The 497-nt window shown below is 56.9% G+C and carries 1 protein-coding gene and 1 pseudogene; one reads left to right on the forward strand and one right to left on the reverse strand.

The features are described from left to right. The coding region (locus ALO43_RS20840; RefSeq protein WP_217999784.1) for a glycosyl hydrolase at positions 1-323 on the forward strand (323 nt) is incomplete at its 5' end. On the opposite strand, the pseudogene ALO43_RS29370 reads toward ALO43_RS20840, so the two are convergent. Beyond that, a pseudogene (locus ALO43_RS29370) lies at positions 217-497 on the reverse strand (hypothetical protein); the annotation flags it as partial. The gene ALO43_RS20840 and the pseudogene ALO43_RS29370 sit on opposite strands and share 107 nt — an antisense overlap.

Consider the following 497-nt stretch of genomic DNA (forward strand, 5'->3'; position numbering starts at 1 on the left):
TCGATTACCTGGCTTTTCACTGGTACGACTATGGTTTGCTAGGAATGCTCGATCGGCTGTCGAAGTACGGAAAACCCTTCTGGGTCACCGAGTTCGCCAATTGGCACGCCCTGGATGACGGTGCGCAGATTGATACGGTCGAAAAGCAGAAGCAGCAGATGGCCGAGATGGTCGCCACGCTTGAGCAGCGCACGGACGTGTTCAGGTACGCCTGGTTCACTGGCCGGATGAACCCGGACCCGCACTTTTCCAGCCTGTTGAACAATGAGGGTAAGCTGACCGAACTGGGCCAATACTACCTCTCGTTGCCGTATAACGAGTGACACTGCGTTGAGTGACCACGGGGTCTTCACAGCTGGCAAGCGAGGCTGCGCCAATCTCGGTCAGGCCACTGATGATGTGCTGGGTATAAGGAAATGACTGATCGGGCTCCAGGACTCTTGCGGAGACCAGAAGCCCCTCCCTGACCAGCGTGTCGACCGCTCCCACACAAACGT

It is taken from the genome of Pseudomonas tremae (assembly GCF_001401155.1).
Lineage (GTDB): Bacteria > Pseudomonadota > Gammaproteobacteria > Pseudomonadales > Pseudomonadaceae > Aquipseudomonas > Aquipseudomonas tremae.